The sequence below is a fragment of the Pseudomonas sp. FG-3G genome (assembly GCF_901007645.1).
Lineage (GTDB): Bacteria > Pseudomonadota > Gammaproteobacteria > Pseudomonadales > Pseudomonadaceae > Aquipseudomonas > Aquipseudomonas rhizophila.
The window spans coordinates 171,533-187,239 of the sequence record NZ_CAAKGZ010000005.1 but is presented as its reverse complement, the minus strand read 5'-3'; the positions used below and the strand labels follow the sequence as shown (position 1 = coordinate 187,239).

The 15,707-nt window shown below is 61.2% G+C and carries 7 protein-coding genes; 4 read left to right on the top strand and 3 right to left on the bottom strand.

Features of this window, described 5'->3' with window-relative positions; translation table 11 throughout:
* Window positions 1-274: 274 nt before the first annotated feature.
* Genes PSEUDOMOFG3G_RS03825 through PSEUDOMOFG3G_RS03815 form a run of 3 tightly spaced genes read right to left on the bottom strand, consistent with a single transcriptional unit; the run spans window position 275 to window position 3,087 of the window.
* Window positions 275-1,024 (bottom strand): enoyl-CoA hydratase-related protein, encoded by a 750-nt coding sequence (locus PSEUDOMOFG3G_RS03825; RefSeq protein ID WP_139049259.1) that lies wholly within the window; start codon window positions 1,022-1,024, stop codon window positions 275-277.
* Between the two features lie 28 nt (window positions 1,025-1,052).
* Window positions 1,053-1,988 carry an iron-sulfur-binding ferredoxin reductase gene (locus PSEUDOMOFG3G_RS03820; RefSeq protein ID WP_139049258.1) on the bottom strand — a complete coding sequence of 312 codons (936 nt, stop codon included), beginning with the start codon at window positions 1,986-1,988 and terminating at the stop codon, window positions 1,053-1,055.
* Complete coding sequence (locus PSEUDOMOFG3G_RS03815) at window positions 1,981-3,087, bottom strand: diguanylate cyclase (protein ID WP_047227128.1); 1,107 nt, start codon at window positions 3,085-3,087, stop codon at window positions 1,981-1,983. Before PSEUDOMOFG3G_RS03815 ends, PSEUDOMOFG3G_RS03820 begins: the two co-directional genes overlap by 8 nt.
* A gap of 524 nt (window positions 3,088-3,611) precedes the next feature.
* Here PSEUDOMOFG3G_RS03815 and PSEUDOMOFG3G_RS03810 point away from each other — a divergent pair.
* From PSEUDOMOFG3G_RS03810 to PSEUDOMOFG3G_RS03795, 4 genes are all read left to right on the top strand, one after another.
* On the top strand, window positions 3,612-5,135 hold the full coding sequence (locus tag PSEUDOMOFG3G_RS03810) for a fumarate hydratase (protein WP_047227110.1): 1,524 nt from the start codon (window positions 3,612-3,614) through the stop codon (window positions 5,133-5,135).
* A 357-nt stretch (window positions 5,136-5,492) separates the two neighbouring features.
* The gene (locus PSEUDOMOFG3G_RS03805) at window positions 5,493-9,950 is read left to right on the top strand and encodes a SpvB/TcaC N-terminal domain-containing protein (protein ID WP_139049257.1); all 4,458 of its coding nucleotides are present in this window, start codon (window positions 5,493-5,495) and stop codon (window positions 9,948-9,950) included.
* 3 nt (window positions 9,951-9,953) lie between these two features.
* Entirely contained in the window at window positions 9,954-12,761 is a 2,808-nt protein-coding gene (locus PSEUDOMOFG3G_RS03800) for an RHS repeat domain-containing protein (RefSeq protein WP_139049256.1), read from the top strand.
* Between the two features lie 65 nt (window positions 12,762-12,826).
* Window positions 12,827-15,640 (top strand): RHS repeat-associated core domain-containing protein, encoded by a 2,814-nt coding sequence (locus PSEUDOMOFG3G_RS03795; RefSeq protein ID WP_139049255.1) that lies wholly within the window; start codon window positions 12,827-12,829, stop codon window positions 15,638-15,640.
* Window positions 15,641-15,707: the final 67 nt, after the last annotated feature.

Below are 15,707 nucleotides of genomic sequence, written 5' to 3'. Positions count from 1 at the left end.
CAACGTTGAATGTGCCGACGCCTTCGCGAGCAGGCTCGCTCCCACAGGGGATCGGTGGTGTTCATGGCTAATGTGTTCAACACAAACCCAATGTGGGAGCGAGCCTGCTCGCGAAAGCGGTGGGTCAGCTTGCACTCATGTTGAATGGGCCGACGCCTTCGCGAGCAAGCTCGCTCCCACAGGGGATCTGTGGTGTTCATGAATAATGTGTTCAACACAAACCCAATGTGGGAGCGAGCTTGCTCGCGATGAGGCCAGCCCATGCGCTACAAAACTAATGCCTGTTGATAAACCCCGACAGCGCCGCCACCGCCTCTGGCGAGCGCAGTCGCTGGGTGAATAGCCTGCCCTCCTCTTCGATCACGGCGCGCAGTTGTTCCCGATCCGGCGCCTTCATCAGTTGTTTGCTGATGCGCACCGCTTCAGCCGGCAGCGATTCGAAGCGCAGTGCCACGTCCCGCGCCTTGGCCAACGCCGCCTCGCCACTGTCCAGCGCCTCGGTGGCGATGCCCCAGGCTGCCGCCTGTTCGCCGCTCAAGCCCTCGCCCAACAGCAGCAACTGCGCAGCCCTGGCCTGGCCGAGCAGCCTCGGCAGAATCAGGCTGGAGCCGAATTCCGGGCACAATCCCAGGCTGACGAACGGCGTTCGCAGCCGCGCGTCCCGGCTGACGTAGATCAGGTCGCAATGCAACAGCAACGTGGTGCCGATGCCCACAGCCGGCCCGGCCACGGCGGCGATTACCGGTTTACGACAGTCGAGCAGGCTGAGCATGAATTCGAATACCGGGTTGTCGAGATCGGCCGGCGGCTGTTCGAGAAAGTCGACAATATCGTTGCCGGCGGTGAAGCAATCATGAGACCCGCAGATCAGCACCGCACTGATCTGCGGGTCGGCGTCAGCCATCGCCAGGGCTTGGGCCAATTGGCTGTACATGGCCCGGGTCAGGGCGTTTTTCTTTTCCGGGCGATTGAGGCGCAGGGTCAACAGGCCGCGTTCGCGCTCAAGCAGCAGGGTATCGGTCATGGTCGGTCTCGCGTCTGAAGATCAGCGCTCAACCACGGGTCAGGAAGACATCGGCCAGCAGTTGATTACGCGGCAGGCCAGCCAGGTAGAGGCGCTTGGCAAAGGCCTCGACCCGGTCGGGATGGCCGCAGAGTAAGGCCTGGGTTTGCCGGGAAACAAGCCGCAGTTGCGCCAACGCAGACGGCGCCTCGGCCGTGGTCAGCAGCTCCACGGTGAGGTGTTGATGCTTGGCCGCCAGCGCTGCCAGGGGTTTGGCCAGATAGTGCCCGGCGGCATCATGGGCTACGTGAATAAGACGAATCGTGCCTTGGTGATGCTGATGCAGGGCTGAGCGCAAAAGACCGAACAACGGTGCCAGGCCGGTGCCGGCCGCCAGTAGCCACAGCGGCTTATCGTGCCACTCGGGATCGTAATGCAGGGCGCCGCCGCGCAATTCACCGAGAAAAATCGGGTCGCCCACTTTCATCTGTCGCGCCGCATTGATGAACTGGCCGGGCTCGCGGCAATCGAGGTGAAACTCCAGGAAGCGGTCTTCTTCGGGCAGGCTCGCCAGGGAATACGGCCGGGCGACATCGCCGGCCCACAACACCAGGTGCTGGCCCGCCCGATAACGCAGCGCCCGCTCAGGAATAATGCGCAAGCGCAGCACGTCGGGGCTCAGCCAATCCGCGGCGGTCACCTGGGCGGCACGGCCGTCGCATTGCGGGTCAAAGGTGTGGATCTGCACATCCTCGATCACCTGGCACTGACACGCCAGCCGCCAGCCTTGCTCGCGCTGCGCGGGGCTCAAGGCGTCGGGCCGACTGTCGCGCACGTCACCGTTCACGCACTGCACCAGACACGCATGGCAGCTGCCGGCGCGACAACTGTAGGGCACGGCCACGCCGCCCTGATTCAACGTGTCCAACAGATTGCTGCCCGCCGCCACCGTCCACTGCCGGTCGGCGACTTTTACTTCAGGCATCGACATTCTCCCAGGCAGCGGCGCACTGATTGCGGCCGTCTCGCTTGGCACGGTACAAGGCCTGGTCGGCGCGCTGCAATGCGTTGTCCAGGTCGTCGCCGGTCTCCAGCATCGTCATGCCCACCGACAGGCTGAGGGAGCCGATCTGCAAGCCGATCAACTCGACTTCAGTAAATGCCAGGCGCAGCCGCTCGCAACAGGCCGTCAGCCGCGAGGGGTCGCAGGCCGGCAGCAGCATGACGAACTCTTCGCCACCGTAACGGGCCAGCACATCACCTTCGCGCAGGCAGGCCGTGGCGATGCTGGCGAACGCCTGAAGCACCTGATCACCGGCGGCGTGGCCGTGCAGGTCATTGATGCGTTTGAAATGGTCGAGGTCGATCAGGGCCAGGCCATGCGCAACATTGGGCCGGAGTGTGTTGAGCTCACGGGACGCCAGGCGCAGGAAGTGCCGGCGGTTGAATAAGCCGGTCAGTTCATCCGTGGCCACCAGATCTTCGAGCTGACGCATCATGCCGCGCAGGGTGTCCTGATGTGCCTGCAAGGCAAACCGCCGCTGACGCATGCGTTGGCGCGAGTTCTGTACGTAACTGGCATAGAGCACCAGCCACACCAGCACGATAAATAGCACGCACACCTGTAACGCGGCCAGCGTGGGGTCAGGAAGCCTGAAGAAGTAACCGTCCCAGAGGGTAATGGCGGTGAAACTGAAAAACACCAGCATCGCGCAGCGCACGAAAGCCCGACGGGACAAGTGGAACAGCCCGAACAGCAGGATCAGCACATAGAACACCAGGAACACGCCCCGAGCCTGGTCCAGATGCGCCATCATCCAGGTCTGCCAGCCCAAGCCGATCAGTACCTGTATTTCAGTAAGACTGGGGTCGGCGAACCGCAGATTGCGGTCGGTGATAAACAGCGCGAACAGCCCTGCCTGGCACAACACCACCAACACGCTGCCGATGATGACATCGCGCAACGAATCGAGGTAATGACCACTGAAATATGCCAACCACAACAACACCAGTGCCAGCGCGTAAGTCGCGGCCGCCAAGGCGAAGCGTTTCAGCAAAAGACGTTGAATGGCGTTATGGGTCAATCGTTGACTCACCATGGGAAAGGAACTGACAGGAGGCGTCCTACGCTACAGGCCAGACGCCACTTTAGTGGCGTGCAGGGCAAATGACCATTCAATTCTGGAGCAGAAAAATGGCGTCAAAGCAATGGCCCAAATTGACGCAGTTGTTCGAGGTTGGCTGGTCCCCTTGTGGTGAGGGGATTTATCCCCGTTGGGCTGCGAAGCAGCCCCAAAATGACTGAAGGCAAACAACCTGACACACCCAGGTGACTGACTTTCAGGGCTGCTGCGCAGCCCAGCGGGGATAAATCCCCTCGCCACAAAGGCAGCTCGCTCCCACAGGGTGCTCGCCTGCGATATACTGCCGCGCCTTTTTAGTGTCGCGCCAGCATGCCCGGCGTGCCTTGACCTGAAGGTCAGCTTCAAGCTGCAAGCTTCGAGCGCAAGTTCAGAGCAGTACGCATACTGCTTCAGCTTGCCGCTCGAAGCTTACGGCTTGAAGCTGCCCTATAGAATGTTCCCGTCTTTAGAGAGGAGCGCGACTCATGACCGTGATCAAGCAAGATGACCTGATTCAGAGCGTTGCCGACGCCCTGCAGTTCATTTCCTACTACCACCCCGTGGATTTCATCCAGGCGATGCACGAGGCCTACCTGCGCGAAGAATCGCCGGCGGCCCGTGACTCCATGGCGCAGATCCTGATCAACTCGCGCATGTGCGCCACCGGCCATCGGCCGATCTGCCAGGACACCGGCATCGTGACCGTGTTCGTACGCGTGGGCATGGACGTGCGTTGGGATGGCGCGACCATGAGCCTGGACGACATGATCAACGAGGGCGTGCGTCGCGCCTACAACCTGCCGGAAAACGTCCTGCGTGCGTCGATCCTCGCCGACCCGGCAGGTGCGCGTAAAAACACCAAGGACAACACCCCCGCGGTGATCCACTACTCCATCGTCCCGGGTAACACCGTGGAAGTGGACGTGGCAGCCAAGGGCGGCGGCTCCGAGAACAAGTCCAAGATGGCCATGCTCAACCCATCCGACTCCATCGTCGACTGGGTATTGAAAACCGTACCGACCATGGGCGCCGGCTGGTGCCCACCGGGCATGCTGGGTATCGGCATCGGCGGCACTGCGGAAAAAGCCGCCGTCATGGCCAAGGAAGTGTTGATGGAGTCCATCGACATTCACGAACTCAAGGCCCGTGGCCCGCAGAACCGCATCGAAGAGATGCGCCTGGAGCTGTTCGAGAAGGTCAACCAACTGGGCATCGGCGCCCAGGGCCTGGGTGGCCTGACCACCGTGCTCGACGTGAAGATCATGGACTACCCGACCCACGCCGCGTCCTTGCCGGTGTGCATGATCCCCAACTGCGCCGCCACCCGCCACGCCCACTTCGTGCTGGACGGCACCGGCCCGGCGTCGCTGGAGGCACCACCGTTGGACGCTTACCCGGAAATCGTCTGGGAAGCCGGTCCGTCGGCGCGCCGCGTGAACCTCGACACCCTGACGCCTGAAGACGTGCAGAGCTGGAAGCCGGGCGAAACCGTCCTGCTCAACGGCAAGATGCTCACCGGTCGCGACGCGGCGCACAAGCGCATGGTCGAGATGCTGAACAAGGGTGAAACCTTGCCGGTGGACCTCAAGGGCCGCTTCATCTACTACGTCGGCCCGGTCGACCCGGTAGGCGACGAAGTGGTAGGCCCAGCCGGCCCGACCACCGCCACGCGGATGGACAAGTTCACCCGCCAGATCCTCGAGCAGACCGGCCTGCTGGGTATGATCGGCAAGTCCGAACGCGGCCCGACCGCTATCGAAGCGATCAGGGACAACAAGGCGGTCTACCTGATGGCCGTCGGCGGCGCCGCTTACCTGGTGGCTCAGGCGATCAAAAAGTCCAAGGTTCTGGCGTTCGCCGAACTGGGGATGGAAGCGATCTACGAGTTCGAGGTCAAGGACATGCCCGTGACCGTTGCGGTCGATAGCAAAGGCGAGTCGGTACACATCACCGGCCCGGCGATCTGGCAGAAGAAAATCAGCGACAGCCTGGCGGTAGAAGTACAGTAACACGCACGTTGACGCCGTAAAAAAGGCCGGTGGGCGACAAACTCACCGGCCTTTTTTTATCAGCAGAAAACCTGTGGGAGCGAGCCTGCTCGCGATAGCGGTGGGTCAGCTTGCATCCATGTTGGATGTGCCTCAGTCATCGCGAGCAAGCTTTGCTCCCACACTGGATCTTCAGTGGACCCCGACCTATGTTCAGCCAAGCCTCCCACACAATGCTCCCCGCCGGGCGTGAGTAGAGCCGTTCATCGGCATGCCCGCCTACCTGTCAGATCTGACAGGTTACCCAAGGACCATCTCTTGGCATCCTGAAGTCATGCCGGGTATTCGCCCTGGCGTCGGCTAACAGAGATGATCCCGATGGCAGAACAAGCGCCCCTCCAGATCGTGACCCCGACCATCGCCGGCAGTGCTTCTATCGCCACCCTCGGTAACAGCCTCGGCCCTGTCGGTACGCGAGGGGCAAGTTCTTTTGAACTGCCGTTACCCCTGTCCGCCGCCCGCCACCTGACGCCGGCGCTGACCTTGAATTACAGCAGCCAGGGCGGCAACGGCATCTTCGGCATCGGCATGCAGCTTTCCATCGCCAGCATCACGCGCAAAACCAGCAGAGGTGTGCCGCACTACGCTGATGAGGATGTCATGGTCGACGCCGATGGGGTTGACCGCTGGCCCGAATTCAACGCCGAACCGCTCATTCGCCCCCTGGCGGGCCCCGGCAGTGCAACGTGCTCGGTGGTGCGTTATTACCCCAGGACTGAAAGCAGCTTCGATATTTATGAGCTGTGGACACCCACCGACGGCCAGGCACCCTTCTGGCGTGTCCAGGGCAGCAACGGCCATGTGTATTGCTACGGTAAAACCGAAGCGTCGCGCATTGCCGAACCTGAAGCCGAACCCGAGCCCGATCCCCCAAAACCACCACGCATCGCCGAATGGTTGTTGCTCGAAGAAGTCAGCCCGGCAGGCGAGCACATCTATTATGAGTACCAGGCCGACCCCGGCGCGCTGGATGGCCCCCACGACTACCGCGCCCAGCGCTACCTGCGGCGGGTGTGCTATGGCAACGCCAGCGCCAGCGACACCCTGTACTGCTTTGAAGAGCCCGACCCGGCGCAGCGCAACTGGCACTTGCACCTGCTGTTCGACTACGGGCAACGCACCCTCGATCTTGCGCAACAACCTTCCTGGCAAGCCCCCGAAGAGGCGCCCTGGCTGCTACGCAGCGACCCGTTTCACACCTATCGATACGGTTTTGAGGTCGGCACGCGGCGTTTGTGTCATCAGGTGTTGATGTTCCACCACTTCCCTGCCGCGGCCGATACTGAACCTGCCCTGGTCCGGCGGCTGGTGCTGGAATACACCGCCACTGCGCTAGGTTACAGCCTGCTGACAGCCGCCCACTATCAGGACTGGGACGCTGAAGGCGGTGTCGATTACAGCCCTCCGGTGGAATTGCAGTACACCGATTTCGACCTCAACCTGACACCCGAAAAATTCTTCGATCTGGAGACAATGCCCGCCCTCGAAGGCAACCGGCATTACCAATGCGTGGACCTGTATGGCGAAGGTCTGCCGGGGTTTCTGTGCCGTTACACCGATGCCTGGTACTACCGCGAGCCTGAGCGCGCCGGGCCCGATGACGATGCCATCGGTTATGGCCCGTGGTCTCGCCTGGACAGTATCCCGGTCGCCAGCCAAAACCCGGCCGTGATGCAGGTGCTGACTGACCTGACCGGCAGCGGCCGCCTCAATTGGGTCATTGCCCAACCCGGCATGAGCGGCTTCCATACCCTCAACCCGGACCGTAGCTGGTCGACCTTCACCCCGTTTGATCGTTTTCCGACGGAGTTCCTGCACCCCGCCGCGCAACTGGGCGATTTGACCGGCGACGGTTTACGCTCACTGGCCATGGTCGGGCCCAAAAGCGTTCGGTTGTACCCCAATCTCCGCGAGCAGGGGTTCGCACCGGGGGTGAATGTGCCCCATGAACCGGACAGCCCCCTGCCATTGTTCAGCGACTCGCGCAGCGAACTGGTGTTGTTCGGCAATTTGCTGGGCAGCGACAGCACCGAGCTGTGCCGGATTCGCTTCGATGAAATCAAGTGCTGGCCGAACCTGGGTCACGGGCGTTTCGGCGAAGGTTTTGTCATGAGCGCCCTGCCCTTCAGCTACGGCCAATTCGACGCTGACCGGGTGCGGATCGCCGATCTGGACGGAGCTGGAGCGCCCGCGCTGATCTACCTTAACAGCGACTGTTTCGATATTTACCTCAACCACGGCGGCAACGGCCTTGAGCAAACACCCGTCAAGGTGCCATGGCCGGTGGGCGTGCGGTACGACAATCTGTGCCAGGTCAGCCTGGCCGATCTGCAGGGGCTGGGTTGCGCCAGTCTGATTCTGAGCGTGCCTCACATGTCCCCCGATATGAAGCCCAGGCATTGGCGTTATGACTTCGTCGCGGCGCGGCCCTATCTGCTCAACGCCACCCATAACAACATGGGCTGCAGCACCACCCTGACCTATCGCAGCAGTGCGCAATACTGGCTGGATGAAAAACAACAGCGCCGGGCGCAGGGCGAGCAATTGGACTGTTATCTGCCCATGGCCCTGCCGTTGTTGGCACGTCAGCAACAGCTGGATGAAATCACCGGCAATTGCCTGACCCAGCGCTTCACCTATTTCGAGGGCGACTACGACGGCTATCACCGTGAGTTCCGGGGCTTCGCTCGGTTGTACCAGGTGGACAGCGAGTTGCCCGACGCTGAAGTGCAAAGCGGCTTTACCGCGCCGGTACTGGTCAAGACCTGGTTCCACACCGGCCGAACCGTCAACCAGCCTCTGAAGGACTGTTTCGACGGCGACGATGACGCCGTGCCGCTTGGCCCGGCGCTGTTGAGCTGTTTTCATGAAGGCGACGAGGCCGACGAGATTATCGTGCCCGACCCTGAGACCGCCCGGGATATGGCTTATGCCTTGGGCGGCCAGGTGTTACGCACAGAAATCCATCCCGCCGAATCGGACGATACGGCCCGGCCCTACACCGTGACGCAACAACGCTATCTGCTGCGCCAGCACCATCCCCATCACAAAAGCCTGCTGGTACTGGAACTGGAGGCGCTCAGCCATCAATACGACGGTTTTACCAATGACCCGCAAAGCCAGCACGGCATCAATCTGAAATGGAATCTCTACGGCCAGCTTGTTCACGGCTTCATCGTCCATTACGCCCGACGCCTTACGCCGCTCGATCCGCCTCCCTTCGACGATGAAGACGAGAACACCTGGTGGCTCGATGCCCATGATGAGCAGCAGCAGGTGTTCCACCTTGTCGAGAGCCGGGCCGAGCACCTGCACCTGTTCGACGAAACCGGGTGGCGTCAGCGCCTGGGCCTGCCCTGGCGCAGTCGAGCCAACGCTTTGCATCGCCCCAAGGGCGAACTGCCGCAAGGCCTCAACCCTCGCCAGATCAGCTATGAAACCTTCCTCGCACATCACGACTCCCCGCAATGGCAAGCCGCACGGCAATTGGTTGCGCTTGAGGAACAGAACTACCTGCGTGACGACCAAGGCGATATTGCCTTCCAGGCGTTGCTCGGCCCGCTGGAGACGGCCGAGTTCGACAAGCAGGCACTGGACGCCTACGACGCCGTGCCACCGCCGTTCGACATCCGCGGGCAACTGGAAGAAATCGGCTTTGAGCCCATGCCGCTGTTTCTGCCTGAAGATCCGGACGAAGACACCGCCGAAAACCTCTGGTCGAAAAAGAGCGGTTTTGCCACCTACCACTCGCTTGATGGCTTCTTCCAGATCAACGCCCTGCAAGAAACCCAGAGTCATGGTGTTACGACCCTGACGTACGATGCCTATCACCTGATGACCACCGCCATTACCCTGCCGGACGGCTGTACGACCCAGATCGAATACGACTATCACTCGCTGTTGCCGCAGAGCATCATCGACGCCAACGACAACGTGCAGCAAGCGCTGTATGGCCCCGACGGCGTGCCTTTGGGCATTACGTTTTTCGGCAGCGAAAATGGCCTGCCGGCAGGCTTCGATGCCATCGACACCTACGAGCTGCCCGACGACCTGACACCGGCTTATGCCATCGAACACCCCGAAGCCACCCTGGGCAGAATCGCCAGTGCCGTGCGCACCGACGAGTTCAGCTGGATGGGCGCGCTTGACCTCGCCCAAGTCTCCCTTGCGCAGCGCAACGAGTGGATCAGCGCCCGCTACTTGATGCCCAGCGGCCATGTCCGCGCCAGGGCACGCATTCACCTGGCGCGGCTGGCCGAACGCAGCGCCGCCGAAGAACAGTTGTGGACGCTGATCCAGGCCACGGCCCGGGAGCCGGTTCACAGCGTCGTGCTGAGCGCCGATCGCTACCCGGACGATCCATTGCAACAGGTCCGCATCACCCTCAGCGCCATCGACGGATTCGGCCGCACCTTGCAAACCAAGCAGCGGGTCGAACCCGGGGAGGCCTATGCCGTGGCCGAGGACGGCTCGCTGGAGCTACAGAACGGGCAACCGTTGCAGCACCTGGCCGACCCGCGCTGGCGCGTCAGCGAACGGGTCGAGTACAACAACAAGGGTCTGGTCACGCGGGTCTATCGGCCGTATTTCGCCGACGCCTGGCGCTACATCAACGACGCCTCGCTGCGTCTGCACGGCTACCACGACCAGCAGTTCTACGATCCACCAGGACGCCTGGTCAAGGTCATCAATGCCAAGGGCTATGAAGCCTGGCATGTGCATCATCCCTGGTACTTGTGCGACCACGACTACAACGACACGGACCCGGGAAGCTGACGAGTGAGCAGGCTAACTCATGGCGGTACACCGGTCCTGTCGGTACTTGACGCACGAGCAGGCTCGGTCAGGCGAGTGGACTACTGGCGCCGATCGCCGAACGACGACACCCAAACTCTGGTCACGGCCCAGGCGTATGACGTCGCCGGGCGCCTTATCGCCCGATGGGACCCACGTTTCTACGGTACGGACACGGCCAACCTGCGCAACGACTACAACCTCACCGGTCAGCCGCTGCGTACCCGCAGCGTCGATGGCGGATGGCGCCTGGCATTAACGGGCCTGGCGGGTGAAACCTTGCAACGCTGGGATGAACGCGGCAGTCATTGGCGTATTGCCTATGACCCCCAACTGCGTCCGGTGGCTCTGGAGGAAAACAGTCAGGTCGCAGTCGATACCTTCATCTACGCCGATGCCACGGCCGATGCCGATCACAACCTTCGCGGTCGGTTGCTCGAGCAGGTCGACCCCTCGGGTACGTTGCTTCTGGACAGTTATAGCCTGGTCGGCCTGCCGCTCTGTGAGACGCGTATTTTTCACGACAGCAAGGCGTTTACCAGCCGTCGTCTCTTCGGGCCTTCGGGGGCTGTGCTTGAGCAGACCGATGCCGGTGAACACCAGCAACAGTCGCGCTACGATCTGGCCGGGCAGCTCAAGCAGGTGCAGTTGCGACTCAAGGGGCAAACCGACTGGCAGACGGTGTTGCACGATGCCCAATACAATGCCGCCGGGCAAATCATCGAACAGCACGCAGGCAACAGCGTCATCAGCCACTGGAGCTATGACCCGGCCACCGCTCGCCTGCTCAGACAACGTTCACAAAAAGCCCCGGCCACCGCACTGGTGGACTTCGAATATGTCCACGACCCGATGGGCAACATCACCCGCATTCTGGACCATACCTATACGCCTACCCATTTCGCCAACCAACGAGTCGATGGCCATCGTGCCTTCAGCTACGACTCGCTCTATCGGTTGACCAGTGCCAGCGGTTACGACGATGGCCCGCCCTCGGATATACCTGGCCTGCCCCAGCCAACCGACCCCAACAACCGGCTCAACTACCTGCAAACCTATGAGTACGATGAGGGCGGCAATCTGACCAAGCTCACCCATGTGCGTGAGGGTGCCGGCTACACCCGGCAGATGTTCATCGACCCGGGCAGCAATCGAGGGGTGCGATACCAGCCTGGAGATCCTGCCCCGTCGTTCGACACACTGTTCGATCGCCATGGCAATCTCCTGGCATTGCAGCCAGGGCAAAACCTGCAATGGAACGCTCGGGATCAACTGGAAACGGTCACCCTGATCGACCGCGAAAACGCCGCCAATGACCAAGAACATTACCGCTATAGCCAAGGGACCCGGGTCTACAAACGTCACGAAACCCATACCACCAAGCGCGACCATTTTCAGGACGTGCGCTATCTCCCGGGTCTGGAAATCCGCACCCGGGACAATGGCGAAGAACTGCACATCATCATCCTCGACGCGGGCTTGATCAACGTCCGCTGCTTGCATTGGGTAACGGGCAAGCCGGCAGATATCGACACCGATCAGTTGCGTTACAGCCTGGAGGACCACTCAGGCTCAAACATGATGGAGCTCGATCAGCATGCGCAACTGATCAGTCACGAAGGCTATTACCCGTTCGGCGCCACGGCGTGGCTGATAGCCCGTCCCGGCGTAGAGGTCAGTTACAAGACCGTGCGCTATTCGGGCAAGGAAATGGACGTCAGCGGGCTGTATTACTACGGCGCACGTTACTACGCGCCGTGGCTGCAGCGTTGGGTCAGTGCCGACCCGGCAGGGGATGTGGACGGGCTGAACAGGTATGCGTTCGTGGGCAACAATCCGCTACGTTATGTGGATACGGACGGGCAGGCAAAAGCCGAGAGCGTGATCGTGCTTTATTCAGGCTTTCTCTCCGAACTCAGTGGAGAGTCCAGCCGACTGCTCGGGCAACTTCACAACATCATCCAGCAAAAAGGCGTGTTCAGAAGCCTGATGGGGAATCTGGGGGGAGAGCTGGTCAAAGGCGTCTTCGGCTATGAGACAGGCGTGCTGGGTGGCGAGGTGGTCGATCTGGTGCTGCCTGATGCCCCTTTCACAACGCCCTACACCACCACGGGAGGACTGATCGGTGGCAACGTCGGCGGCGATGTGGCCGGCGAGATCGCCGATCCGTTCGTGCATAGCGCAGGGTTGGTGGGCGCGCTCATACCGCAGACCTCAAAAATATCCGTTGAGGCGATCGATCGCAGACTCGGTATCGAGGGTGCGGTTAAAGACATCAAGAACTGGCGGCAGATGAAAGATGAGGTGATCCACCCGGCGCTCAACTCAGTCCTCAACCCCAGTTTTGTGATGAACCGGGTGATGGGTTCGTGGATCCCGATCATCGGCGGCACACTCAATATGTTCGCCCGGGCCATCGAGGGCGAAGACATCAAAAACCGCCTCGACCCCGTCAAGATCGGCAAAATCGAAACGCTACTCGCCGACTGGAAAACGGCTGTGGAGCAACGCGCTGCCTGGGCCGAAAATGCTTTCGATGCGTTAGGCTCCGATGTCATCTCCCCCGCAGACCTGCTGCCCAACGTTAACTTCATGACGTCCAAGGAAGCCCTGGCACCGATCAGTCGCGCCGCCTTGCGCAAAAGAACCCAAGCCACCCTGGCCAACATCAAGGCCGCGCAGCAGGGAATCACCGCTTACAAGGAAATGGGCACGACGGACAATTTGTGGGCGAGTTGGCATGCGCATCCTGTCGGCCATGGCAAGGGCCGCCCGAAATGGATGACCACGTGATCCAGGCAGCGCGGCTCCTCGTGCATCAAGGTTCAGACTGACACCCCTCTGGAGGCCAGAGCCCCATGAGTACCGTGCATTTGCGCACTCCAGACGTCGTTGCCGTGGACGGCCGTGGCTTGCCTGTGCGGCAAACCACTTACTTGCGCAACCAGGCCTCGACCCCCGCCGTCGCGCTGATATCGCGCCAGCACCACAAGAGCATCGGCCACCTCGTCGAGCAGTGGGACCCTCGCCTTTTCGGTCAGGCGCCCAAACCCAATCTGACAACGCTGCATAGCCTCACCGGTCAGCCGCTGCATACCGACAGCGTCGATGCCGGATGGCGCCTGACATTACCGGGGCTGGCGGGTGAATCCCGACAGCGCTGGGATCAACGCGCCCATCATTGGCGCGTGACTTATGACCCTCAGTTGCGCCCGATAGCCCTGGAGGAAAACGGCCGGGCCGAGGTCGACACCTTCATCTACGCCGATGCCATGGCTGATGCCGATTACAACCTGCGCGGGCAATTGCTTGAGCAGAGCGATCCCTCCGGCACGGTGCAGCTGGACAGTTACGGGTTGACGGGCGAACCGTTACGCCAGGTCCGCCGTTTTGCCGATGCCATCCCCCACATCTGCGAGCAGACCCTCGACGCCCTTGGCACGCCCGTGAGCCAGACCGACGCCGCCGGCCACCGGCATTACTTGCGGCTGGACATCGGCGGGCAACTCAAACAGGTGGACCTGCAACTCAGGGACCAGGACACGCCACAACCCATTCTGCTGGACGCCCGCTACAACGCCGCGGGCCAGATCGAGCGCCAGGATACGGCCAACGGCTTGACCAGCCGCTGGACCTATGACCCGGCCAACGATCAACTGAGCACCCTCAAGACCGGAAAACCCGGACAAGCCCTGCTCCAGAACCTGACGTACTTCCATGACCCCATGGGTAATGTGCTGCGTATCGAAGACCATACCGTCGCCCCCCTGTACTTTGCCAACCAGCGCGTAGACGGTCATCGCGACTTCACCTACGACTCGCTCTACCGTTTGATCAGCGCCAGCGGTTTCGAGGGCGAGACACCTCAGCTGCATCCCGGCTTACCCGAGCCGATCGTCCCCATCGCCCCCGGCCACCGTTTCAACTACACCCAGCTGTATGACTACGACACCAGCCACAACCTGACCCGACTGCGCCATGTTCGCGACGGCAACAATCACACCCGGACACTGCGCATCGACCCTCACAGCAACCGAGGCGTGCAGTGGACCGAAGGCGATCCGGAGCCGGATTTCGACGCGCTGTTCGATGCCCATGGCAACCAGCTTTACCTGCAACGCGGCGCGCAGTCGCTGGTGTGGGACGCCCGCGACCAGCTCACTAAAGTCACGTTGCTCAAACGCGACAACGGGTTGCTGAACGATGACGAAACCTGCCTCTACAGCCAGGGCGAACGGGTCAGCAAGACCCACACCACCGCCAGCACTCGCCACGAAACGCGATATTTGCCAGGCCTTGAAATCCGCACCAGCAGCCACGGCGAACAACTGCACGTGGTCACCTGTGCATTGGCCCATGGCAGTGTTCGTTGCCTGCATTGGGAAGCCGGCCAGCCAAGCGACATCGAAGCCGACCAATTGCGCTACACCCTCGACGATCATTTGGGTTCCAGCACCTTGGAGCTGGACCGTCACGGCGCCTTGATCAGCCTCGAGCACTACTACCCCTTTGGCGGCACCGCCTGGCACGCCGCTCGTTCCAGAATTGAAGTCGACTACAAGACCCTTCGTTATTCAGGCAAGGAAATGGACAGCAGCGGGCTGTATTACTACGGCGCGCGTTACTACGCCCCGTGGTTGCAGCGCTGGGTCAGTGCGGACCCGGCGGGGGATGTGGATGGGTTGAATCTGTATGGATTTGTCGGCAATAACCCGATGACGTTGACCGACTACCAAGGGTTGATACTAGAGACCCCGGCGCAGAGAGACGCTAGAAAAGCGCAGAGCGCAGCCTATTGGCAACGCTGGAAAAACTATAACCGGCTGGACAGGGAGATCAAAAAGTTCACGGACATCATGAAGCTGACTTCACGCAGAGCCAGCGAAGCGCAAACTCAACTGGCCAGCCATCGCTCGGCAACAGCGCACGCCCAGGCCTCTGCGGTACGTGTGGGTAGTCACGTCGGTGCACAGGTTGTCAGCTACGGAACGGGACTCGCGGTAGGCTTCGGCGCCGCGGCGCTGGGCAGCGTGGCGGGACCACCCGGCATCGTCATGGGCGCCGCGCTGGGGTTCGTCACCAGCAAAGCGGTGAGCGTTGGCCTGGATTATGCGCTGGAACGATTGAGCCTGAGCGCAGCGGTCAACTTCAAGAGCCGGAAACTGGACCCTGAAAAAATCGTCAAGAAAGGCGAATACAAGAATCTTGACCTCTTTCACTATGCCAAGGCAAAAGCCCGGGATCTGGCCCACGCCGTCAGCGCGCCCACCCAGAAAAACGTCCTGAAAGCGGGAAAGGAAGTGACCAGCACTGGCACCAAGATCGCGCTGAAAGCCACAGGAACCGTGGCCTCTAGCGAAATAGGAGCCGTGACCAGCATTGTTTTGGGAACCATTGAGATCATTCATGAAATTGGCGCCGCAAGCCATGAACTGACCGAGGAGAAAATCGCTCGGGCAGATGCGCACATCAACGGCATGGTGGAAATATTGAACGCACAAATGGCCCACATCGAGACGCTGTTTGCCGAGGCGGAACTTGACGCAGTCAATACCTACCGACCGCTCAGCAAAGTAATCGGCCAGTCCAGTGGCGACACGCCTCAAAGCCTGAGAAGGGAGATGGAAGCAACCATCGGCCGCTTGAGGAAGACACAAAGCATGCTCCGATAACGCCGGAGCGAGGCACATCACCGTAGGCAGACGGCATGCTATCGTGCCTGTCCCTGCCCAGTCCTTG